The sequence below is a fragment of the uncultured Thiodictyon sp. genome, assembly GCF_903946935.1.
Classification (GTDB): Bacteria; Pseudomonadota; Gammaproteobacteria; order Chromatiales; family Chromatiaceae; genus Thiodictyon.
The window spans coordinates 39,404-60,772 of the sequence record NZ_CAJAXH010000316.1 but is presented as its reverse complement, the minus strand read 5'-3'; the positions used below and the strand labels follow the sequence as shown (position 1 = coordinate 60,772).

Sequence of the window (21,369 nt, the reverse complement as noted above, 5' to 3'; positions counted from 1 at the left end):
GAGGGTCCAACGGCGCTTCGCGCCGTCGCCGACAGAATGTCGGCGCTCCCAGGCGCGGCGAGGTTTGGTGTCTGCGAATACTTGCCCAGCCTCTGGAGCTGGGTCACGAGAGGTCGGGTGGCCGGAGTTATGATCAACGCCTCTGGGGACAACCCATGCGTAGCACCCGCTACGCGGTTCGACTCCCGCGCCGGTGAGGCCGCGATGGGACTCTAGCGCGCGTCGGGCGCCTACTCAGGCGGAAGGACTGGACGCTTTTTTCTTCATTTGCGTTCATTCGCGTTCATTAGCGGACAATGTTTCTTCGAGTTACGAATCGCCATGCACCGACGACCTGACTGGAACAAAGAAGGACGCGACTGGCCAAATCGCGAGGCCAGCCAATTTATTGAGGTCGGCGACCTGCGCTGGCACGTCCAGCAGATGGGCACTGGACCAGTCCTGTTGCTGGTCCATGGCACCGGTGCCGCCACCCACTCCTGGCGTGACCTGATGCCGCTCCTGGCCCGCGACTTCACCGTCATCGCCCCGGACCTGCCGGGCCATGGCTTCACCCAGGCCCCCGGCGGCCAGGGTCTTTCACTGCCGGGCATGGCCGCCAGCCTCGCCGCCCTGCTCGACACCCTGGGGGTCAAGCCCGACCTGGTCTTGGGCCACTCCGCCGGGGCTGCCATCCTGATCCGCATGTGTCTGGACGGGCGCATCGCCCCGCGGGCACTCATCAGCCTCAACGGCGCACTGCTGCCGCTGCGCGGCGCGGCCGGGAAATGGTTTGCCCCCGCCGCCCGGCTGTTTGCGACCCATCCGCTGCTGACCCGCTTCTTCGCCTGGCGCAGCCGCGACCCGAGCGTGGTCGAGCGCCTGGTCGCCAGCACCGGCTCCAGCCTGGACCGCCGCGGCGTCGACCTCTACCGCCGCCTGGTCACCACCCCCGGCCACACCGGCGCCGCCATCGAGATGATGGCCAACTGGGACCTGGGACCCCTGGGGCAGGACCTGCCGCAACTCACCACGCCACTCTTTCTCATGGTCGCCGAAAACGACGGCACCGTCCGCCCGGCGGAGGCACGGCGGGTGCGTAAAATGGTGCCATCCGCCGAGATTGATATCATCCCCGGGCTTGGCCATTTGGCGCATGAGGAGGCACCTGGGATCGTCGCCGGCCTGATCCGTGGGATCGCCGAACGGATCGGGCTGCTCAAGGAGACCGCCTGAGTGGACCCAGGTCCGACGCGCGTCGGAGCCTGTTCAGGCTTAAGGAGCGGAGCAGTGCGAAACGGCTGTGGGGTGGCGCGATGTTGGGTTTGATTTTTGACGCACTGGCAGCCAGGAAACTGTTAGGAGTTACGCGTAAACCATGAACATTGAAGCATTATTGGCAATTGGTGCATTTGCGCTGCTTCTCGGCATTGGGCTGTATTTTTTTTGGAGGCTTCTGGTAAAGATTAGCCGGCGCGACCGCGCGCTAAGAAAGCTGGATAGAAAGATCACCAGGAAAGATGTCGCTGGCGCTTTTGTCGTTCTGGCAATTGTTGTTTATCTGTTACTACCTACAAACAAAGCGGACCGAAAAGCAAAAACACTTACCGCCAACCAAAAATCTCCGTGCGAACAAGCGTTAGCTTCGTACGACCCCGAGCGATGGCACTACACACAGTCACCGGACGGCCCGCAATCGAAGTGGAGAAGTGTTGATTGCGCTGCTTATGCTTGCCCGGGTTATAACGGCCCTAAGAAAGGAGCTGCCTCGCAAAGGAGTTTTGGGCGTGTTTATCGCTTCTTAAGAACAGATGCACCAAACAATGAGTGTAGCGAAAACATTCATCAGTTCACCTGCAAATTTGATCGACCAAAAATTGACGCATCATTCTTGACTCGTGACATTAATCAGATTTTAAGAAAAGTTGATCTGCCTGAGATCCATGGCCAATTAAAGACGAGTCATTCGTTTGATCGTAGCAGGACCTACGAATATTCCTACGATGACGGAAGTAGCATTGATGTTTGGGCGGAAGATTCATGGGGCAAGGACTGCAGCTATATTACATCAATAACCTATAGTCGCTATGAATACAAATGACCGAGCCCACTCGCGTTTCCGAACCCCTTGCTTCGCTCAATCGGCCTGAACGCCAACCTACCAAAGGCTATCCGGGGACCGACGATCAAGATAACCTCGTATGCTTCGCTTAAACACAATACGCGGAAGCGGATAAAGAGGACCATAAGAACTCTCCCCAATCTTAACCGCCCGGGTGATGGTGAGAAAGGCGCACTGATGGCGAGTTGCGGGCGCGCATGGTAGCGCTGACGGCCCGTTGATCGGGTTAGCGCAACGTAACCCGACATACGCAGACTCTGCGTCGGGTTGTCGCGAGCGACTAACCCGACCGACAGCCCTCAACCCCGGATCGCTGGAGGACCGCCAATATGCCCCCTTCCCTCCAAACTCAGCTCTCTTCGGTCATCGCCGAGATCGATCTGACCGGCCATGCGGACGTGCTGCGCCTCACGGTGCTCAAGAAGTGGTTCAAACACCCCGGACGCCTGCGTGCGTTCGGGCTCTGGGTCGCGGAACGGGCGGCCGAACGCGGCTCCGCCGCCACCGGCGAGGCCGCGGACCTGTTTGCGCTGGCTCGAGCAGTCCTGCTGCAGCAACCGGCGGCCGGGCCGGAGCTGGGGGCGACCGAGTTGCTCTACCGACGGCTCCGCGCCTTTCAGAATATTCAGAACCAATTCACCCGCCAACAGTGGGGGCCGATCCGTATCATCGCGGACCATGACCTAATGCTCATAGAGGAGGGCCTAGCCCTTTACCTCGACCCGCTCGCTGCGCCAGCGGACGGCTATCGCCTCGCGGTCGAGGACTGCGCGCACTATGACAGCCGCTATGGGCGGGACCTGAACGGGCCAGCCAGAGACAAACTCCTGGCCTTGGTCGGCTTTGTGGCAACGCGCGAGGCCACGGAGCGCGGGGTGACTGCCGGGATTGAGACAGTGCGCCAAGCCTCCACCGGCTGAAGCCTCGGCCTCCGGTTTGGTCGGGTCATCACACCCGGTACTCGAGGCGCACAGCGCCTCACACAGGCGTGATACCGCGCAACGGTGTCACGAGGGTAAGTTACAGACCGACGACGCCCCGTTACTTTTCTCCGGACGATTCCCGTCCAAGAGGCATCAGCATGCACCGCCGCAAACTCCCCATCGGCATCCAGACCTTCGCCAAGATCCGCGCGGACGACCACTATTATGTGGACAAGACCGGCTTCATCCGGCAATTGCTCGATGAAGGCACCCACTATTTCCTGTCGCGCCCGCGCCGCTTCGGCAAGTCGCTGTTGCTCGACACCTTGGGTGAACTCTTCGCCGGTAACGAGCCGCTGTTCCGGGGGCTCGCGATCCACCCACAGTGGGACTGGAGCACGCCGCACCCGGTCATCCGGATCAGCTTCGGCGGCGGCGGGGTGCAGGATCCCGCGGAGCTGGAGGACAAGATCGGGGAGCAACTGCGGATCAATCTGGCCGCGCTGGGGTTGCGTTGCACCGAGGTGGGGAGCGGGGGCTGCTTCGCGGAGCTGATGCGGCTGGCCCATGCCGCGACCGGCCAACGGGTGGTGGTGCTGGTCGACGAATATGACAAGCCGATTCTCGACAACCTGACCACGCCCGAAGTCGCCCGCGCCTTGCGCGATGGCCTGCGCAATCTCTATTCGGTCATCAAGGACAATGACGCCCATGTCCGCTTTGTTTTCATCGCCGGGGTGAGCAAGTTCAGCAAGGTGAGCATCTTCTCCGGGTTGAACAATCTGCGTGACATCACTGTGTCCGCGGACTATTCGGCATTGTGCGGGTATACCGACATGGATTTGGAAACCGTCTTCGCACCGGAGCTCGTTGGGCTCGAACGGGACGAGGTCCGGCGTTGGTACAACGGTTACAACTGGACCGGCGAGGCGGTCTATAACCCCTTCGACCTGCTGTTACTTTTTCTGGAGCGCGAATTCAGAACCTGGTGGTTCGAGACCGGCACCCCGACCTTTCTGGTCGAGCTCCTCATGGCGCGCGGCTATTTCACGCCCGCGCTGGGCCAGTTGCACGCATCCGAGGCGCTGCTGTCGACCTTCGATGTGGAGAACATCTCGTCCGAGGCCCTGCTCTGGCAGACCGGCTATCTCACCTTTGCCGGCTCGCGACGGGTCGGCGCCCGGCTCGAATACCGTTTGGGCTATCCCAACCTTGAGGTGGAGAGCGCCCTGAACGATGCCCTGCTCAAAGCGCTAATGGGCGATCCCATGCAGGCGGAGCGCGCCGTCGCCCGGCTCTATGACGTGCTGGTAGCGGCGGATTTCGCGGGCTTGCGCGCCCATCTCGACAGCCTGTTCGCGGCGATCCCGTATCAGTGGCACACCGGCAATCCGATTGCCCGCTATGAGGGCTATTACGCCAGCGTCTTTTACAGCCATCTGGCCGCGTTGGGACTGGACCTGACGGCCGAGGAGGCCAGCCGCCACGGCCGCATCGACCTGACGCTGAAGTTCAACGGCGGCGTCTGGCTGTTCGAGTTCAAGGTGGTCGAACTGGAGCCGGACGGCCGCGCACTGCAACAGATCAAGGATCGCGGCTATGCCGACCCCTACCGCGCGCTTGAGCAGCCGATCCATCTGATCGGGATCGAATTCAGCCGCGAGCGGCGCGGCGTCGTCGGCTTCGAGGTCGAGACACTGTAGATCGCTGGTCCGCACAGCGGACCCTACGGGCTGTCTCACGACCGCCTGTTACCCCCTTCAGCCAAACGGACTCGACCATCATCCGGTCGTCGGCGCTCGCGGCGCAGGGCGCCTGACACACGCGTGGCACCGCTGAAGCGGGGTCGCGAGAGGGAGGGGGCGTCGTCGCGCCGGACCTCAGCCGTCGCGCGGTTGGCGGGCCAAAAGCAGGCGACACAAAGCCCTTGGGTGTTATACTGTCAACCAGTCTTGACACCCCAAGAGTATACCTAAGTTGACAGTCGCGCCCGGTAAAGCCTCCCCGTCCACCTCCCACGGTCGCCAGCCCCATGCGGTCATCATCGGCAGCGGCTTCGGCGGCCTGGCCGCCGCGGTGCGGCTCGGCGCGCGGGGCTACCGGGTGACGGTGCTGGAGCGGCTCGACGCCCCCGGCGGGCGGGCCTATGTCCACCACCAGGACGGCTTCAGCTTCGACGCCGGCCCCACCATCATCACGGCCCCCTTCCTGCTCGATGAGCTGTGGGCGCTGTGCGGCAAGCGCTTTGCCGACGAGGTCGAGCTGCGGGCGATGGAGCCCTTTTATCGCATCCGCTTCGATAATGGCGAGCACTTCGACTACAGCGGCGACCCCGAGCGCAATCGCGCGGAGATCCTGCGCTTCGCCCCCGGGGAGCTGGACGGCTACCAGCGCTTCCTGAAAAAAAGCGAGGCGATCTTCCGGGTCGGCTTCGAGCAACTCGCCCACAAGCCCTTCAACACCGTCATGGACATGGTGCGGATCGTCCCGGCCATGATGAAGCTTCAGAGCTACCGCTCCGTATACAGCCTGGTGTCGTCCTATATCAAGGACGAGCGGATGCGGACCATCATGTCCTTCCACCCCCTGCTGATCGGGGGCAATCCGTTTACGGTGACCTCGATCTACGCCCTGATCTCCTTCCTGGAGCGCGAATGGGGGGTGCATTCGACCATCGGCGGGACCGGCGCCATCGTGACTGGCCTGGTCGGCCTGATCGAGGGCCAGGGCAACCAGGTCCGCTGCGGGGCGCAGGTGGCCGAGATCCTGACCGCCAACCGCACGGCCCGCGGGGTCCGCCTGGCGAACGGGGAGGAGATCGCGGCCGACATCGTCGTCTCCGATGTCGACCCGGCCACCACCTACAAGAACCTGATCCCCTCGGTGAAGCGCCACCACTGGCCGGACTGGCGGATCAAGCGCTCGCAATATTCCAATGGGCTCTTCGTCTGGTACTTCGGCACCAAGTGTCAACACCAGGACGTGCTACACCACACCATCCTGATGGGGCCGCGTTACAAAGAGCTCGTGCAAGACATCTTCAAACGCAAGATTCTGGCCAAGGACTTCAGCCTGTACCTGCATCGGCCCACCGCCACCGACCCGTCGGTGGCGCCGCCCGGCTGCGACACCTTCTACGCCCTGGCCCCGGTTCCGCACTTGGATAGCGGCACCGACTGGACGACGCAGGCCGAGCCCTTCCGTCAGGCGGTCTGCGCCTATCTGGAGCAGAGCCTGTTACCGGGGCTATCGGAGAATATCGTCACCTCCAAGGTGACTACCCCGCTCGATTTCCAAAACCGGCTCCTGTCCTTCAAGGGTGCCGGCTTCAGCCTGGAGCCCGTGCTCTGGCAAAGTGCCTGGTTCCGTCCACACAACGCCAGTGAGGAGGTGCGTCACCTCTATCTGGTGGGGGCGGGGACCCATCCCGGCGCCGGGGTACCCGGTGTCATTTCATCCGCCCGTGTACTCGATACGGTGGTGCCCGATGCGTCAACCTTCGCTTAATCTGCGATTCTCGACCCCCGCCGATCAGGTCGCCTGCCGCGACCTGCTCTGCGGGGGTTCCCGCTCCTTCTATGCTGCCTCCCTGTTGCTGCCGCGACGGGTCTACGAACCGGCCACGGCCCTCTATGCCTTCTGCCGGATCGCCGATGACGAGATCGATCTCGCCACCCGCCCCCATGACGCCGTGATCGCACTGCGTCAGCGGCTCGATGCCGTGTATGCCGGCCGTCCCATGCAGATTCCCGCTGACCGCGCCTTGGCCGATGTGGTCCACCAGTTCGCTGTTCCCCGTACTCTATTGGATGCGTTGATTGAAGGCTTTGCGTGGGATGCGGAGGGCCGGATTTACGAGGATATCTCCTCGGTCTATGCCTATTCCGCCCGCGTGGCCGCCGCCGTGGGGGCCATGATGACCCTCCTGATGGGGGTGCGTGACCCCACTCTGCTGGCGCGCGCCTGTGACCTGGGCGTGGCGATGCAACTGTCGAATATCGCCCGGGACGTGGGTGAGGATGCCGCCAACGGGCGACTCTATCTGCCCCGGCAGTGGCTGCGCGAAGAGGGTCTTGACCCGGACGCCTGGCTGGCCAACCCGGTCTGGAATCCGGCCCTGGGACGGGTGGTCGCCCGCCTGCTGGCGGCAGCGGAAGAACTCTACGCCCGTTCGGATGAGGGGATTTCCCGTCTGCCCCTGCGCTGCCGCGCCGGCATCGGTGCCGCCCGTCATCTCTATGCCGAGATTGGGCATGAGGTCGGTCGCCGTGGCATGGATTCGATCTGTAGCCGCGCCGTGGTCTCGCCGAGTCGCAAGGCCCAACTGCTGCCGCGGGTGCTGGCCGCCACCCTGCCCCGCCGGCTCGGCTCACTGCCGCCGCTGCCGGAGACCAGCTTCCTGATCGAGGCGATCAAGGCCCAGCCGCTGGGTCAGTCGATCAACGCCACATCGATCAAGCCCACATCGATCAAGCCCATGTCGATCAACCCCCAAGGCGTGCTGACACCGACCAGCCCCATCCAGATCGATCGCCCGCCGGCGACAGTTGCGAGTCGTGTCCTGTTCGTCGCGGACCTGTTCCAGCGGCTGGAGGAGCGTGACCGCGAGCGTCGTCAGCAATACAGCGGCATGCGTTCCCCCCTGGGGAGCTCGCTGTCTGCCGTGTCCGTTGACTGAGGAGGTCACGCGATGGGAGGACTGATCGAACTGCTGTTCATCGTCGCTCTATTGGGCTGGTTCTGGTCCTCCCAACGCGCCGCCCTGCGTAAAGACCCCGGCACAGACCGGGGCGCGGGGTCGGAGGCGGCGCCTCAGCCCACCCGAGGGGAGCCGCCGGCACCCTAGCCCGAATATCTCACGCCAAGACGCCAAGCTCGCCAAGGTGTTTGAGTAGGCTCGCTAACCCCTACCCCCGAACGCCGCAATGGCGGCGCTCAGTTCCGGATGGGTTTGTGCGTATTCGTCGATACTGACCCCCTGCGCAATCGCCTCCCACGCCTGGCGCAGGCTCGCCGCCCCGCCCGTGGGCCCCATTGGATGGCCGAATACGCCCCGCCCCGGGATGAAGCCGAAATCGACACTGCCGACCCGGCGGTAAACGCCCTCCAGGGTGCCGGCCCAATCGCTCCCTCCGGGAATGGGCAGGCTGGGTGCGAGTCCACCCATGGGGTCGACACAGGCCGCAACACTCTCCAGAACCTCCGCCTCATCCATCCCCATCCGCCCCCCAAAACCGGGCATGACGATGGCGTCGAGCCCGGCGAGTCGCTGGAGCTTGGTGATGACGCGGGTATGGATCCCGTAACCCGGCAACCGACTCAGGGCGGCGATCATGGGAAAGTGCCCGACCAGCGGGACCCGGGTGTGCCGGCTCAACATCCGCACGGCACTCAGCCCCACCGGCAGGGCGTTGATCAACAACATGTTGGCGCCATTGGCAACGGCCAGGTCGTGGAGTTCGATCAACCGATCGACCTCATCGGTGACATTGGCCATATAGCATTTGGTCACCCCAGTGACGGTCTCGGCGCGTCGGCGCGCTGCCCCGAGCTGGGCCGAGCGCTGCGCCAACGGGCACCATGGCGCATCCGCCAGCATCTCGTCGTCCTTGGCCACGTCGAGTCCGCCGAGCCAACCCTCATACGCGAGTTCGGCAAAAGGCTCCGGCGGGAGTCCGATGTTGGGCTTGATGACGCCGAAGAAGATCGGGCGGTCGTGAACACCGAGCAGGTCGCGAATACCGGCAATGCCGAAGCGCGGCCCGGGGAATGCGCTCAAAAAGCCGTCCGGCATCCGCAGGTCCAAGAGCTTGATGAGCGGGATACCAGGGACGAAGAATACGCCCTCGCCGACCACCGCAGAGAGCAGGTTGGGAATGCGCGGGCCGAAGTTACCATGGGGGTGGGCGATGGTCACCCGACAGACCGAGACCTCACCGGCGCCGGCACCCGTGGTCGCCCCGGTCGCATAGCTCGGCGCGGGGCGTCGGCCCTCGACCTGTAGATCCAACACCTTAGCACCAAAGCGGGGCCGGTAATCCTCGTCGATCCCGACCCGGTGCCATTGCGCGGTGGATTGCTCGCTGCACAGGTGGGCGGCGGCCAGGCGTGGATCGCCGTAGCACTCGAAGGCGTAGTCGAGCTCAATGAAGTCCGCCGCGTTCAGGTCTTCACGGCGGGCGAAAAAGCCGGGCAGGTCAGCGGGGGTCATCGGCCGAGCAACTGCACGTGAACCTGGCGTTGCGCACGCGGCCCATCGAGTTCGACGAAGAAGACCGATTGCCAGCCTCCCAGGAGCAGACGGCCATCGGCAAAGGGAATGGTCTCGGTGGCATTCATCGCGAGCCCCATCAGGTGGGCATGGGCGTTATCCCGGCCGTCGATCGGTTCGCGGTTATGACGGTAATCGCCGTCGCGCGGCACCAGGCGGGCCAGATAGTCCAGCATATCGAGCTGCAACTGCGGCTCACGCTCATTGAGATTGATGTGAGCAGTGGTGTGCGGGGAGTGCAGACTGAGCAAGCCGTCGCGCAGCCCGGCAGCGTCAAACACGTCCACTACCAGCGCGGTGATATCGATCAACTCAATCGGTTGCGTGGTTTCGAGCGTGAGCGTTCGAGAAACGATTTGCATTTGGCTTGTTCCTGGCCCAATGGTCGGGCGTCAGTCGGCGGACGCGGCGTCCAAGACGCGCTCGGCAATCAATTGAAACCAGGGGGTGAACAGGTGTGGGGATTTGACGAGGGTACGCCTGACTGCGCCGACCGAACTCCAGCGCCAAGCCCCCACCTCCGCGGGATCGGGGCGTGGATCGTCGTCATAGCGCCCCAGAAACACATGCAGATATTCATGCTCAATGAGCCCTGAGCACGCGTCTTCGGCGCGATAGACCAATTGCATCTGCTCGGTGAGCGCGGTCTGAAACCCGAGTTCTTCCCCCAAGCGTCGCACCGCCGCGGGCGCGGTCTGCTCACGCGGGCGGGGGTGGCCGCAACAACTGTTCGACCAGTGACCGGCGAAGTGATATTTGACCGCCGCGCGGCGCTGCAGCAAGACCTCGCCCTTGGCATTGAAAATAAAGATAGAAAAGGCCCGGTGGAGTTGCCCAAGCCGATGTACCTCCAACTTGTCGCCATCCCCCAAGGGGCGGTCATCGCCATCCACCAGAATGACGCGCTCGTCGGCGTCCTGCTGCCCGGCCGGCACGGCGCCCTCCGGGGGCTGTGGGACGATCGCTGCCTTCACGTTTTCATCTCCAAGGCGACAGAGAACCTACGCACTAAGCCAGGCGGCATAACTCTTCTGCAAAAAAAAACCGGAGGTCCAATCAGACGCTCCGGACGCAAATGGTCTGCGCCGAGACCCGCCGTCAGAGCGGACCGGCCCGGTCGTCGCCGAGCCTGGCCGGACCGCTGCGCAGATCTGGTATCTACTTCTTCAGCGCGGCCGGGGCCGGGTGCGAGATCGGCGCCTTGGCATAGGCGGTATCGAGCCAGTTGAAGTTGGCGGTGCTGAGCAGGATCAGGTGGATCAGCACGGCCAGCACACCGAGGAAGCCGAACAGGGCGATCAGGCTACGACGGGGATCGAAGATCTTCCAGATCTGGTACATGTTTTCAGCCATTGGTTTAACTCCTAATCAGTTGATGGAACGGTCGTGAACGTCCGGCTACTAGAGCCAGGGACGCCAGCCCCACGCCAGGACATGGGCGACCACCGCGACCCCGACGAAACCGCCGAAGCTCGACATGAAAACGGCGTGAAACTCCTTCGCCTCGTCGTCCGTCAGACCCGTCATGCTAGTGCTCTTGTTCTCAGCCATGGAATTACCCTCTCGTATCAAGATGGCCGTGAAGGCCGACTTTGCGCACGTTGCGCGATCTAAATTGCCGTGACCTCAGCGGTCACGACCGCATGAATCCGATCTCCGCCGCAGCAGCGCCAGCGGTCCCCCCCATGCACGGACCCGATCGGCCGATCCGCGCTCCTAAGACCTTGGCCCATTATAGACGCGGGGCGGTGCCGGGAGTACCCCCGGCGCCCCGCGTTGGCGTCGGCCTCGCCGATCCTTACATGACCGCTGACGCGGTTCCCGCCACCCCAGTCACCTTGGGCTCCAACGCCGGTACGGCCTCGACCTGAGCCGGTGGCGGCGCGGCCGCAGCAGGCGCTGCCGCCGGAGCAGGCGACGGTGCAGGCGGCGTCAGCAGGGCCGGGTAGTCCTTGGCCATCTCGGCACCGAACAGCGGCTTGTTGACACCCTGGTGACAGGTCTCGCAGGCCACCCGCATGGGATCGCCCAAGGGGCCCTTACGGGACGCCGGGAGAATATCGGTCAGCGGCATAATAAAGTTCTTATTCGCCTCCCGCACCATCCGGATCGCGTACCAGCCCTTCACACGCGCCGGCGAGCTCTGCGCCCAGTCGGCGAACTGCCGGCTGTTGTGGCAATGATTACACCCGACGCCAAGCGACTTGGAGATGTAGTTCATCAGCGCATAAGTCCCTTCCGCGTTTTTGGTATTCACCGTCTTGGGATCGATCGGCGACACCGCGGTCTTCGGGGTCAGGGCGACAACTTTCTCCTGGTCGAAGTACGTGGTCAGCGGGTCATAAGGTAACGACGCGAAGGCCGGCACCGGGGACAGCCGGTTTTGGTCGCCCACATAGCCGCTGGCCCGCGGCTTTTCACCCGGGTTCGTCGTCCAGACATACTGCGGGATCGCGTTGCCGCGATGACAGGTGTAGCAGGTGACGCCGGAGGGCGCCACATGCGCCTTCCAATCCACATTGGCACGCTTGGTCATCTTGATCATGGAGCGCGCGACCACCTTCTGGTACTTGGTGTCGGCCGCCATGTTATTCAGGTCATGACAATAGACACAACCCTGACCATTGACCCACTGATCCTTCGGCACCACCCACTCGGCGATGGCGGACATCTGGCGGGTAAACTCGGTGATCGGCACATCACCCAGCACCTGCAGGTTCTGATAGACAGAACCGGCGTTTACCGGGATCGGCACCGCCGGAGCCAGCGACTCGGGCGCAATGTTCGCCTCATGCAGGGCGGCCAGGGTGCGGGGATTCACGAAGGCGATCTGACCGACCCCCCGATAGCCCAGCTGGGTGCTCTGCGGTGGCGGACGCTCGCACCCCCCGGCCATCAGCAAGGCCACGCCGACCGCTGCCAGCGGCAGCGCCTTATGCTTTGCAAACAACGTGGTTCTCATTACAGTGCCCCCGGGAGTGAAGCTGGATCGGGAACCGGCACGCCCGTGACTGGGTACGGAGGAACCAGCCCGTGCTTGATGCCCCACAGATACCAGTTGTCGACCACAGTGCCCGTCAACAGGATGCCGATACCGCCAGTGATCACGACCAACACCGAGAACCAATAGGCCCAGCGATGGATGGATTCCATGGAGGCGTTAAAGCCCATGGTCCAGCGCCAGAACAGTGCAGCACGCTCGGCGGCGGTGCCACGATCCACGATCTGATCGATTTCGCGGTCTCCACCATACCGGGTGACCGACAGGATCGTCCCTGCATGCATGGCAAACAGGAGGGCCGATCCATACAGGAAGGCGATCGAGAGCATGTGGAACGGGTTGTAGTACAGGTTACCGTAAGCAATGGAGAACGCGGAGGTCCAATCCAGGTGCGGGAAGATCCCGAACGGCGGCGCCTCGGACCAGGAACCCATCAGCAGCGGGCGGAAGAAGCCAATCACCAGATACAGCCAGATGGCCGCGGCGAAGGCCCACGCCATATGCGTACCGGTCCGCAGGGCGACCGCCCGACGGTAGGTGCGCACCCACCACAGAAGGATCGACACGGTGAGGAAGAAGCCGGTAATCAGCCACCACCCGCCCTTCGCCAAGGGTGGGATATGCAGCCCATACTCGGCGCTCGGCGGCTCCAGTGCCAACCAGAAGAACTGCTGGAAGAACTTCATCGGACTAAAGCCGACCGAGGCCCCCATGTTAAAGCCGATGATAAACAGGGCAATAAAGCCGCAGAGCACCGACAACACACCGGAAACGCCGAGGTAGATAGGCCCGATCTGCGAATCGCCAATCTTACCTACCCAATAGTTGAAAAACGGCTTGCCGATCCGATCGCGCTGCCCCTCTTCGTGGGGAACCCCAGGATAGGCCGGCCCACGGATTTGTACCGTGGTAAAGATGTTTTGGTATTCAGCCATAGTGGTACTCCTGGATCAGCCGAAGATCGGAAGGTTAGGCCACCACAACCACCATTCCGGCCAGCCGCGGGTCCAGAAGGGACCGCTGATGACGATACACACGGCGCTCCAGAAGACGGCGGACAAGGCCAGAAACAAGCCCAGGCGATGGATAGCCAAGGCACCGATGGAGTAGCCGATATCGTCCCGGAAGAAGGTGTTCTCGTGCTCCGACGTCTTCACCTCTTCACCCTTCGGCGGATTGACCATCGACAGGATCAGGGACCCGTGCATGGACAGCGCCAGGGCATTGGTAAAGAAGAACGCAATCGCGAGCATGTGCGCCGGGTTGTAATGGAAGTGCAGGAACTGGTAACCCGTGTTCGACACCCAATCCAAATGACTGAGAATGCCGTACGGGAAGCCGTGTCCCCAAGCCCCCAACAGGATCGGGCGAATCACCACCAGGGTGATATAGGCGAAGATCGCAAAGGCGAACGCAAAGGGTACGTGGAACCCGATACCCAGTTTGCGACAGATCTCCACCTCGCGGAGCGCCCAAGACACGAATGCGCCGATCGCGCACATGGTGATGATCTGCCACAGACCGCCCTTTGCCATCGGGGCCATCCCGAGCCCGTAGCTCAGGTCCGGCGGCGCGATGCTAATCTGCCACAGATTCCAGGTCGGCCCCATGGCCGCCCCCCAAACAATCAATAGAGTACCCAGCACGGCGCAAAAAAACCCGGTGACGCCAAAGAAGCCGACATAGATCGGCCCCGCCCAGAAGTCAAAAAGGTCTCCGCCGATCAGCGTTCCCCCACGAACGCGATATTTTCTCTCAAAGCTCAGCATGGCCATGGTTCAACCCTCTAGTCGGGAGTTACCGTTGCGGTAACATCCCCACGGTGCCCAGTGGCGGACGGGAGCTATTGGAATAGGCTCCCGTCCGCTGCCCTTGGCGATGGACGCTTATTTCGCCGGGGCTGCTGCCGGCGCTGCGGGCTTCGCCGCTTCCGGGGCCTTCGCTGCGGCCGGGGCGGCCGGCTTCGCGGCGGCCGGGGCGGCCGCAGGCTTCGCGGCAGCCGGGGCGGCCGCAGGCTTCGCCGCAACCGGGGCTACAACCGGATGCGAGATCGGCGCCTTGGCATAGGCGGTATCGAGCCAGTTGAAGTTGGCGGTGCTGAGCAGGATCAGGTGGATCAGGACGGCGAGCACGCCGAGGAATCCGAAGAGCGCAATCAGCGCACGACGGGGGTCGAAGATCTTCCAAATCTTGTACATGTCAGCTTGAGCGGATGCCATTGGTGTAACTCCTAAATCAGTTGATGTGACGTTGCGGGCGTTGGACTACAGCCAGGGGCGCCAGCCCCAAGCCAGGACGTGGGCGACTACCGCGACCCCGACGAAGCCGGAGAAGCTCGACAGGAAGACGGCGTGGAACTCCTTCGCCTCGTCATCGGAGAGTCCAGTCAGACCCTTAGTGTTTTCGGCCATGAGATTTACCTCCAGATCATGAAAATGGCCTTACGGCCGTTAACGCGCGTCACCGCGCGAATCGGTTGAGACCCGTCACCAATGGACGCATCTCGCTTCTTGCCCGGTGTCCGCCAGGCGTTGACGTTCCGTCACAGGAAGGCGAACGGCAGGACCCGCTGGGTCACCGCGCGCGCCTCGGCGATTAAAGACAGGCGCGCGTCACCGACCGGTGGCCAGGGACGCAGGCGCAATGGCAACAGCCGCGCTAACGGGGCAATCACCAGAATGACCGCAAAGGTCAGAGCAAAAATCAGACGATACTGGCGGCGCTCCTGCGCCCACAGGGCGGAGGTCTGGGTCAACGTAGTCATCGCGGCGACTCCGGTGCGGCTTCGCACCGATAAACGAGTTCAAATACTTTGGTCGTTGCGGGCGGGCGGACGGCACCCAGGTGGGCGCCGACTGCGACGTCGCGGAAATCCGGTGTGAATTTGCTCATGCCGGTGCGGCCTCCGGCAACCGGCCTTGCACACGACGCAGCCGCTCCAGTGTTACGGTCGACTCACCGGCCTTGCGCGCCGCCTGCTCGGCCGCATCGCGCAACCGCTTGGCCGCGGAGATACGCACCAGCACCGGCTGGCTCTCCACCTCGGCATCCAAGGCGGCCTTGGCCTCATCGGTCCAGGCGAGTTCCTCATAGACACGCGCCGGGGTCGGGTCGGTGCGGTCCAGGTCAGTCCCTAACGGGATGATATGGAACAGGGCATCGAAGAGTGCATTGCAGACCTCCTGCACCAGATAGGCCGCCCCCGAGTAACCCATAAACGGCGTGCCGGTGTGGCGACGGATGATGGTCCCCGGGAACGACGCTGGGATATAGGCCGCCCGCGCCCCGATTTCGGCGAGGTACATCCGCTCGTTATAGCTGCCGAACAGGATCAGCGGGGTCCGCTCATGGACTTGGCGGCGCACCGCATCGTTGTCCGGCTTGACCCCCGGGCGGCGGGCGACGACGAAATTGCAGGGCAGGCCCAATTCGTCGGCCAGATAGTGGCGCAGGCCGCGGCTATAGGTCTCGCTGGCAACCACCGCGAAGCTCGCAGTGGCAAAGAAATCCTGGGTCACCGAGCGCCACAGGTCCCAGATCGGGGCCAGGGTCGTGCGCTTTTCCTCTGCGATAAAGGGTTCCGGATCGAGCCCCAGGGTCTCGCCGAGGGTGCGCAGAAAACGGGTGGTGCTGTGCAGCCCAATGGGGGCCTGAAGGTACGGCTGGTCCAACGCCTCGCACAACAGGCGACCGAATTCACGGTAGAGACAAACGCTGGCGTGCGCCTCGCGCAAGCGCGGGATTTCAGACAGGGTACAACCCAAGGGAAAGACCAGATTGACCTCGGCGCCAATCCCCTCGACCAGGCGTCGCACCTCGGCCAGATCGGACCACATATTGAAGGTACCGTACATGGCGCCGACGATATTGACCCGCGGCTTATCCCCGGGCTGGCGCGCCCCAATGGCAGCCTTGGACTTGGCAGCGGCCGGACGCCCGTACTGGTTCAACAGCCAGAACAGTGCGCGGTCGGCACACTGCCACTGATCCTCATCGATGGTCCGCGGCAGGAAGCGCTGAATGTTCTTGCCGTTGGGGATGACACCGCCGCCGATCATCTCGGCAATGGAGCCGGTCACCACGACCGCCGGCCGATTCGGGTCCAGGGTCGCATGGGCGCGACGCATCGCGGCCTCGGTCCCCGTCTGGCCCAATTCTTCTTCGCCCAATCCGGTCACGACGACCGGCAGGGCGTGCGGCGGCAGGCCATCCGTATAATGCAACACCGCGGTAACCGGAAGGTTTTCGCAGCCCACCGGGCCGTCGATGATCACCTGCAGCCCGTCGATGGCGGCAAAGGCATAGACCGCGCCCCAGTAGCCGCCAGCCCGATCCAGGTCTTGAATCAACATGCTGTCAGGCCCCCCTTCGCCGTGGTGGCGCGCACAGGCAAGGCCACAGGCAACCCGTGGGCCGCGCCGAAGAAGGCGTCCATGGCATCGAAACGGGGGCGGCTGGCCAAGGCGGCGTTGATGACCTGGGCCAGCGAACCGGCCCCGGCGGGTCCGATCAGCGGACGCGCCGAGATCAGATTGGTGAAATACAGTGCCGGGGTCCCGGCCTCCTTGGCCTCTTGCACCACCGGGGTGGTCCCGACCACCAGATCGGGCGCGAACTCGGCCATGGCCGCCAAATCCTGCTCGAGGGTCGCGCGGTACTGGACCTGCACACCCTTGGATTGGAGCCAGTCGCAATCCTCCTGGGACCAAGGGGTACGCCCACAGGCGGTACCCACGTAGCGTAGATCGGCGCCGCTCTCGACCAACAGGCGACCGACCAGGAGCTCCGAGCCTTCGTAGCCCGACAGCGTAATCCGGCCTTTGATCGGCGCCCCGGCGAGCGCATCCCGAGTGGCCGGCAGCCAGCGGTTCTTGGCCGCATCCAGGTTGGCGGCGCTGACACCGCAGGCGGCCGCGATCCCTTCCAACCAGGCGGCGGTGCCGTCGTAGCCGACCGGGGCCGAACCGACCACGGGCCGCCCGGCGACCGCAAACTCGTTGCAGACACCGGTATATTGAGGATGAATGGCGGCGGCGGCGACACCGGCCAGCGCACCATAGAGCTCACGCCACTCCCGCGTCGGGATCACCGGCCCGGCGGCCAACCCCAGGGGCTCGAGCAACATGCCGAGCGTCACCGGATCGACCGGGAACATCTCGCCGATCAGGGCGACGGTGGGCCGGGTCGAACGCCCGCCGCGGGGGGCCTGCACCGGACCAAGCTCCGCCTCCTGACGGGCGCGCCACAACATGGCGGCGGCCAGCACATCCTTGGCCTCGGCATGGGTCGGGACGCCGAATCCGGGGATATCGATCCCGATGATACGCACACCGTTAATCGACTCCGGCAGCAGCCGCAGCGGCACCCCGGAGGCGCTCGGGACACACAGATTGATGATGACCAAGGCGTCATAGCGCTCGGGGTCGGCGAGGGCATAAGCGGCCTCGCGCACGTCCTCGAAGAGTTTGCCGGTCACCAGCGTCTCCGAGTCGAAGGGGACATAACCGACGCTGCGCCGCGCACCATAAAAATGGGAGGTGAAGGTGAGTCCGTAGACACAGCAGGCCGAACCGACCAGGACACTGGCGGTGCGGCGCATCCGCAAGGCCACCCGCAAGGCGCCGAAGGCGGGGCACATGCTCTGGGGCTGGTCGTGGGCACCGGCGACCTGCACCTCGGGCTCCCCGCCGATCTTGGCGCCCAATGCCACCTGCCGCACGGCACCCAACCCGTCCGGTGCGCCGATGGGGCGATCGGAGTCGTTGGTACCGACGAACTTGGACAAGGTCTGGGTCATTGGGCTGGTGGGCTCTGCGCCTGGTGTTAGTGTTTGCTATCGGAACCTGGCCGGTGCGTCTCAGGCGTCGTCGTAAATGACTTCGAGTGAGGGCTTCGGTGCATAGGACTGGCCGCGCATGTCCTCAATGGTCGCCGGCTCCAAGACCACATGGCGGCCCACGTCATCGGACTTGAAGAGGTCCAAGAGCCCCTCGTTCGTCAGCGGCTTGGGACGCTGCGGCAGGGACTCGGCGACATTCAGCGCGAGCGCCTCGAACAGCGGCCCCCAGGTACTGCCAGGCTCGGCAACGATCTGGTAGCTGGCGCTCTTGCGGCGAATCTCTTCATTGGCGGGGATGCAGCCCAGCACCGGAATGCCGACGGCCTGGGCGAAGGCCTGCGCCTCGCCGGTCCCATCGTCCTTATTGATCACCATACCGGCCACGCCCACGTTACCGCCTAGGTTGCGGAAATAGTCGACGGCGTTGCACACGTTGTTGGCGACATAGAGCGATTGCAGGTCGTTGGAGCCGACCACGATGACCTTTTGGCACAGGTCACGGGCGATCGGCAGGCCGAAGCCGCCACAGACCACATCGCCTAGGAAATCGAGCAGGACATAGTCGAAGTCCCACTCGTGGAAGCCCAGGCTATCCAGGATCTCAAAGCCGTGGATGATGCCGCGCCCGCCGCAGCCACGGCCGACCTCAGGCCCGCCCAACTCCATGGCAAAGACCCCATCGCGCTTGAAGCAGACATCGCCGATGCGTACCGGCTCACCGGCCGCCTTCTTCGCGGCGGAGGTCTCGATGATGGTGGGGGTGGCCCGCCCACCGAACAGCAACGTGGTGGTATCGCTCTTGGGGTCGCAACCGATCAGCAGGACCTTCTTGCCTTGCTGGGCCATCATGTAGGACAGGTTGGCCAGGGTGAAGCTCTTGCCGATTCCGCCCTTGCCGTAGATCGCGATGATCTGGGTGGAGCGACCGGGTGTCTGCACGCTCACCGGCGCGCTGACGGGCCGGCCGGAACCACTGCGGCCATCGCCCTGCTCACGCTGGGCGAGCACGGGGTTGGTCTGGCCGGTCGGGATAGTCATGCGTCAGGCCTCCAGTCGAGAATCATCTTAAGGCAACTGGGATCGCCGAAGGCGGTCCCATAGGCCGCCGCGGCCTCCCGCGCCGGATGGCGATGGGTGATGAGACCGTCGAGCGACAACGCGCCCGATTCCGCAAGGCCCTTGGCCTCGCGCAGGTCGGGCTCCTTAAATTCGGCCGCCACCCGGATGCGCGGTTCGCGCTTGAAGGCCGGCGGAAACGCAAACGACAGCGGCTCATGGTAGAAGCCGGCGAGTACGATCTCGCCCTGCGGGGCCAGCCGGGCGATCAGGCGATCGAGCAGCGTGGAATCGCCGCTCACATCACAGATGGCGCCGTAGTCGTGGCGCGGATCGGCGTCCGGGTGAACCACCGTATAACCCTCAGCGCCATGCACCCGCTCGGCATTGGTTTCCCATACCACCGGGGGCTCACTGCCCTTCAATACACTCAAACGCGCGACCAACCGACCGAGCACCCCGTGCCCGACGATGAGCTGCGGCGCCTGCGCCGCTACCGCGTGGCAGGCGGTGGCCGCCAAGGCCAACAGCACGCCCCGCTCGGCCATCCCGGCGGCGATCGGCACCACCCGCGCCCCCGGCACCACGACACGCGCCGCGGCGCCACCGAACAACCCGCGCACCGAGGTGTAGCAACTGGCCCCCGGCACAAACACGGTCTCGCCCTCGTGCCGCCCGGATTGCGCGCCCGCCGCCGTCACCCGACCGACCGACTCGTAGCCCGGGACCAGCGGATAGCCCATCCCCGGGAAGCTGGGCATGCGCCCGGTCCAAAGCAGCCGCTCGGTGCCGGTGCTGATGCCGCTCCAGTCGATCTCAACCACCACGTCTCCCGGTCCGGGAGGGGTGAGCTCGAGCTGCTCCAGGCTCAATTGCCCGGGCTGCGCGAAGACCACGGCGGTGGTTGTGATAGTCACTGACAGATGCTCGATCGTTAGGAACGCGAGGGTGGCCAAGGGGAAGCCGCGAAACTGGTGTCAGTCTAGCCTGACTGCATAGAATGTCAACTAGTATTGACACCTACCTTTTCAGGTAGCGGGGATCGGCAGACCCATCGACAAGGGGGCGAACGTGAGAAGCCCCTCACCCCGCCCTCCCCCAAGGGGGGGGGTGGGAAAATTGGAGCGCGCTCCCGGCGCGACCTTCCCGGTAGCGCCGGAGCGCCCGGACGCGATCACGTGGCTTGAGCCAGCCGCGCTGCCGGCCCCACCGGCGCCCACCGGGAACCGTCAGGCGGCCAGCCGGGCAAGCTCTTCCGGCAGGATGCGCCGGGACTCGGCGGCGATCAGCGCCTGGAGCGCGGGCGCCCCCGGGCAAGCGGGAACGGCATCGGTGGCACTCGCGACCAAATCCTTGAGCCGGCGCACCGCCCCCTCGATCCCCAACTCCTGGACCGCATTGGGCCGCCCAAGCGAACTGTCGCGCCCCAGCGGCTTGCCCATCTCCCGACTGGAGGCCATCGCATCGCCCAGGTCGTCGGCCACCTGATAGGCCTCGCCCAGGCGCTCACCGACCAGGCGCCAGGCCTCGGTCGGCGCCCCCACGGATTCGGCCCCGGCGACGGTGGCGGCCACGAACAGCGACCCGGTCTTGGCGCGGTGATAATCCTCCAACACCACGTCGGACTCGCACTCCCACGCCTGACCGGCACAGATGCCGACCGGCGCACCGGTGCAGCGCGCGATCGTGGCCATCACCCGACTGACGTTGTGCGGCGCCGCGACGATCCGTCGCGCGACAATCTCAAAAGCGAGTACGATCAGTGCATCCCCGGCCAAGACCGCCAGGCGCTCCCCGTAAGCACAGTGGACCGATGGCCGGCCGCGCCGCAGGGTGGAGTCGTCGAAGCAGGGCAGATCGTCATGGACCAGCGAGGCGCAATGCAGCAGTTCGATGGCCGCGGCGGCGGCATCCGTGGTTTCCGGGTCGCTGTTGCCGCAGGCCCAGGCGACGGCCAGGCACAGGCGCGGGCGGATCCGGGCACCACCGGGGAACACCGCGTACCGCAAGGCCTGGGCAAAGCCGGGGGGGCAACCCGGCCCCTGGGCGGAGACAATGGCCGCATCCAGTGCCTGCTCAATACGCTGCGTGGGATCCATGGTTTATTAGCCCTCTATATCGACAAGGTTTAGAGTGATCTGTATTTGTTGGTTGACACTCGCGTGTGTCATGTAAAAT

General features: G+C 64.2%; 23 protein-coding genes. 7 read left to right on the top strand and 16 right to left on the bottom strand.

Going from position 1 to position 21,369, the window contains the following annotated elements:
- Positions 1 to 321 precede the first annotated feature (321 nt).
- The 7 genes from bchO (at position 322) to QZX93_RS26890 (ending at position 7,870) form a co-directional block, all read left to right on the top strand.
- Positions 322 to 1,215, top strand: a complete 894-nt coding sequence (bchO, locus tag QZX93_RS26920; RefSeq protein ID WP_295389044.1) for an alpha/beta fold hydrolase BchO — start codon at positions 322 to 324, stop codon at positions 1,213 to 1,215.
- Between the two features lie 142 nt (positions 1,216 to 1,357).
- Complete coding sequence (locus tag QZX93_RS26915) at positions 1,358 to 2,080, top strand: hypothetical protein (RefSeq protein WP_295389045.1); 723 nt, start codon at positions 1,358 to 1,360, stop codon at positions 2,078 to 2,080.
- A 350-nt stretch (positions 2,081 to 2,430) separates the two neighbouring features.
- Entirely contained in the window at positions 2,431 to 3,021 is a 591-nt protein-coding gene (locus QZX93_RS26910; protein WP_295389046.1) for a hypothetical protein, read from the top strand.
- Between the two features lie 161 nt (positions 3,022 to 3,182).
- A complete protein-coding gene (locus tag QZX93_RS26905; RefSeq protein WP_295389047.1) occupies positions 3,183 to 4,727 on the top strand; it encodes an ATP-binding protein in 1,545 nt (514 codons plus the stop codon).
- 274 nt (positions 4,728 to 5,001) lie between these two features.
- Positions 5,002 to 6,531: a phytoene desaturase gene (locus tag QZX93_RS26900; protein ID WP_295389048.1), complete on the top strand. Its 1,530-nt coding sequence runs from the start codon at positions 5,002 to 5,004 to the stop codon at positions 6,529 to 6,531.
- The gene (locus tag QZX93_RS26895; RefSeq protein WP_295389049.1) at positions 6,512 to 7,702 is read left to right on the top strand and encodes a phytoene/squalene synthase family protein; all 1,191 of its coding nucleotides are present in this window, start codon (positions 6,512 to 6,514) and stop codon (positions 7,700 to 7,702) included. The genes QZX93_RS26900 and QZX93_RS26895 overlap by 20 nt, the downstream gene beginning before the upstream one ends.
- A 12-nt stretch (positions 7,703 to 7,714) precedes the next feature.
- A complete protein-coding gene (locus QZX93_RS26890; RefSeq protein ID WP_295389050.1) occupies positions 7,715 to 7,870 on the top strand; it encodes a hypothetical protein in 156 nt (51 codons plus the stop codon).
- 54 nt (positions 7,871 to 7,924) lie between these two features.
- On the opposite strand, the gene QZX93_RS26885 is transcribed toward QZX93_RS26890, so the two are convergent.
- The 16 genes from QZX93_RS26885 to QZX93_RS26810 all read right to left on the bottom strand — a co-directional run bounded on the left by QZX93_RS26885 (position 7,925) and on the right by QZX93_RS26810 (position 21,290).
- Positions 7,925 to 9,235 (bottom strand): RuBisCO large subunit C-terminal-like domain-containing protein, encoded by a 1,311-nt coding sequence (locus tag QZX93_RS26885; RefSeq protein WP_295389051.1) that lies wholly within the window; start codon positions 9,233 to 9,235, stop codon positions 7,925 to 7,927.
- A complete protein-coding gene (locus tag QZX93_RS26880; protein WP_295389052.1) occupies positions 9,232 to 9,657 on the bottom strand; it encodes a secondary thiamine-phosphate synthase enzyme YjbQ in 426 nt (141 codons plus the stop codon). Before QZX93_RS26880 ends, QZX93_RS26885 begins: the two co-directional genes overlap by 4 nt.
- Before the next feature lie 30 nt (positions 9,658 to 9,687).
- A complete protein-coding gene (idi, locus tag QZX93_RS26875) occupies positions 9,688 to 10,269 on the bottom strand; it encodes an isopentenyl-diphosphate Delta-isomerase (protein WP_295389053.1) in 582 nt (193 codons plus the stop codon).
- Between the two features lie 184 nt (positions 10,270 to 10,453).
- A complete protein-coding gene (pufA, locus tag QZX93_RS26870) occupies positions 10,454 to 10,648 on the bottom strand; it encodes a light-harvesting antenna LH1, alpha subunit (RefSeq protein WP_295389054.1) in 195 nt (64 codons plus the stop codon).
- A gap of 48 nt (positions 10,649 to 10,696) precedes the next feature.
- Positions 10,697 to 10,846, bottom strand: a complete 150-nt coding sequence (gene pufB / locus QZX93_RS26865) for a light-harvesting antenna LH1, beta subunit (RefSeq protein WP_295389055.1) — start codon at positions 10,844 to 10,846, stop codon at positions 10,697 to 10,699.
- 247 nt (positions 10,847 to 11,093) lie between these two features.
- The gene (gene pufC / locus QZX93_RS26860) at positions 11,094 to 12,245 is read right to left on the bottom strand and encodes a photosynthetic reaction center cytochrome PufC (RefSeq protein ID WP_295389056.1); all 1,152 of its coding nucleotides are present in this window, start codon (positions 12,243 to 12,245) and stop codon (positions 11,094 to 11,096) included.
- An 11-nt stretch (positions 12,246 to 12,256) separates the two neighbouring features.
- Entirely contained in the window at positions 12,257 to 13,231 is a 975-nt protein-coding gene (gene pufM / locus QZX93_RS26855) for a photosynthetic reaction center subunit M (RefSeq protein ID WP_295389057.1), read from the bottom strand.
- A gap of 15 nt (positions 13,232 to 13,246) precedes the next feature.
- Positions 13,247 to 14,071, bottom strand: a complete 825-nt coding sequence (gene pufL / locus QZX93_RS26850; RefSeq protein WP_295389058.1) for a photosynthetic reaction center subunit L — start codon at positions 14,069 to 14,071, stop codon at positions 13,247 to 13,249.
- 111 nt (positions 14,072 to 14,182) lie between these two features.
- Positions 14,183 to 14,515: a light-harvesting antenna LH1, alpha subunit gene (pufA, locus tag QZX93_RS27555; RefSeq protein WP_366761322.1), complete on the bottom strand. Its 333-nt coding sequence runs from the start codon at positions 14,513 to 14,515 to the stop codon at positions 14,183 to 14,185.
- A gap of 45 nt (positions 14,516 to 14,560) precedes the next feature.
- On the bottom strand, positions 14,561 to 14,707 hold the full coding sequence (gene pufB, locus QZX93_RS26840) for a light-harvesting antenna LH1, beta subunit (RefSeq protein WP_295389059.1): 147 nt from the start codon (positions 14,705 to 14,707) through the stop codon (positions 14,561 to 14,563).
- 131 nt (positions 14,708 to 14,838) lie between these two features.
- Positions 14,839 to 15,060 (bottom strand): hypothetical protein, encoded by a 222-nt coding sequence (locus tag QZX93_RS26835; protein ID WP_295389060.1) that lies wholly within the window; start codon positions 15,058 to 15,060, stop codon positions 14,839 to 14,841.
- A gap of 124 nt (positions 15,061 to 15,184) precedes the next feature.
- Positions 15,185 to 16,648 (bottom strand): chlorophyllide a reductase subunit Z, encoded by a 1,464-nt coding sequence (bchZ, locus tag QZX93_RS26830; protein WP_295389061.1) that lies wholly within the window; start codon positions 16,646 to 16,648, stop codon positions 15,185 to 15,187.
- Positions 16,642 to 18,093, bottom strand: a complete 1,452-nt coding sequence (gene bchY / locus QZX93_RS26825; protein WP_295389062.1) for a chlorophyllide a reductase subunit Y — start codon at positions 18,091 to 18,093, stop codon at positions 16,642 to 16,644. Before bchY ends, bchZ begins: the two co-directional genes overlap by 7 nt.
- Positions 18,094 to 18,153: 60 nt before the next feature.
- Positions 18,154 to 19,173 (bottom strand): chlorophyllide a reductase iron protein subunit X, encoded by a 1,020-nt coding sequence (locus QZX93_RS26820; protein ID WP_295389063.1) that lies wholly within the window; start codon positions 19,171 to 19,173, stop codon positions 18,154 to 18,156.
- On the bottom strand, positions 19,170 to 20,108 hold the full coding sequence (gene bchC, locus QZX93_RS26815) for a chlorophyll synthesis pathway protein BchC (protein WP_295389064.1): 939 nt from the start codon (positions 20,106 to 20,108) through the stop codon (positions 19,170 to 19,172). The genes QZX93_RS26820 and bchC overlap by 4 nt, the downstream gene beginning before the upstream one ends.
- A 312-nt stretch (positions 20,109 to 20,420) precedes the next feature.
- Positions 20,421 to 21,290, bottom strand: coding sequence for a polyprenyl synthetase family protein (locus QZX93_RS26810; RefSeq protein WP_295389065.1), 870 nt, complete (start codon positions 21,288 to 21,290; stop codon positions 20,421 to 20,423).
- Between the last annotated feature and the right edge of the window lie 79 nt (positions 21,291 to 21,369).

Bases quoted from the DNA above. Each gene is read 5' to 3' on its own strand.
- pufB (WP_295389059.1), bottom strand. From the start codon at position 14,707: ATGGCCGAAAACACTAAGGGTCTGACTGGACTCTCCGATGACGAGGCG.
- bchZ (WP_295389061.1), bottom strand. From the start codon at position 16,648: ATGTTGATTCAAGACCTGGATCGGGCTGGCGGCTACTGGGGCGCGGTC.
- pufM (WP_295389057.1), bottom strand. From the start codon at position 13,231: ATGGCTGAATACCAAAACATCTTTACCACGGTACAAATCCGTGGGCCG.
- QZX93_RS26905 (WP_295389047.1), top strand. From the start codon at position 3,183: ATGCACCGCCGCAAACTCCCCATCGGCATCCAGACCTTCGCCAAGATC.
- pufB (WP_295389055.1), bottom strand. From the start codon at position 10,846: ATGGCTGAGAACAAGAGCACTAGCATGACGGGTCTGACGGACGACGAG.
- QZX93_RS26915 (WP_295389045.1), top strand. From the start codon at position 1,358: ATGAACATTGAAGCATTATTGGCAATTGGTGCATTTGCGCTGCTTCTC.
- QZX93_RS26835 (WP_295389060.1), bottom strand. From the start codon at position 15,060: ATGACTACGTTGACCCAGACCTCCGCCCTGTGGGCGCAGGAGCGCCGC.
- pufL (WP_295389058.1), bottom strand. From the start codon at position 14,071: ATGGCCATGCTGAGCTTTGAGAGAAAATATCGCGTTCGTGGGGGAACG.
- QZX93_RS26890 (WP_295389050.1), top strand. From the start codon at position 7,715: ATGGGAGGACTGATCGAACTGCTGTTCATCGTCGCTCTATTGGGCTGG.
- bchY (WP_295389062.1), bottom strand. From the start codon at position 18,093: ATGACCCAGACCTTGTCCAAGTTCGTCGGTACCAACGACTCCGATCGC.
- pufA (WP_295389054.1), bottom strand. From the start codon at position 10,648: ATGGCTGAAAACATGTACCAGATCTGGAAGATCTTCGATCCCCGTCGT.
- pufA (WP_366761322.1), bottom strand. From the start codon at position 14,515: ATGGCATCCGCTCAAGCTGACATGTACAAGATTTGGAAGATCTTCGAC.
- bchO (WP_295389044.1), top strand. From the start codon at position 322: ATGCACCGACGACCTGACTGGAACAAAGAAGGACGCGACTGGCCAAAT.
- QZX93_RS26820 (WP_295389063.1), bottom strand. From the start codon at position 19,173: ATGACTATCCCGACCGGCCAGACCAACCCCGTGCTCGCCCAGCGTGAG.
- QZX93_RS26810 (WP_295389065.1), bottom strand. From the start codon at position 21,290: ATGGATCCCACGCAGCGTATTGAGCAGGCACTGGATGCGGCCATTGTC.
- QZX93_RS26880 (WP_295389052.1), bottom strand. From the start codon at position 9,657: ATGCAAATCGTTTCTCGAACGCTCACGCTCGAAACCACGCAACCGATT.
- QZX93_RS26910 (WP_295389046.1), top strand. From the start codon at position 2,431: ATGCCCCCTTCCCTCCAAACTCAGCTCTCTTCGGTCATCGCCGAGATC.
- QZX93_RS26885 (WP_295389051.1), bottom strand. From the start codon at position 9,235: ATGACCCCCGCTGACCTGCCCGGCTTTTTCGCCCGCCGTGAAGACCTG.
- QZX93_RS26895 (WP_295389049.1), top strand. From the start codon at position 6,512: ATGCGTCAACCTTCGCTTAATCTGCGATTCTCGACCCCCGCCGATCAG.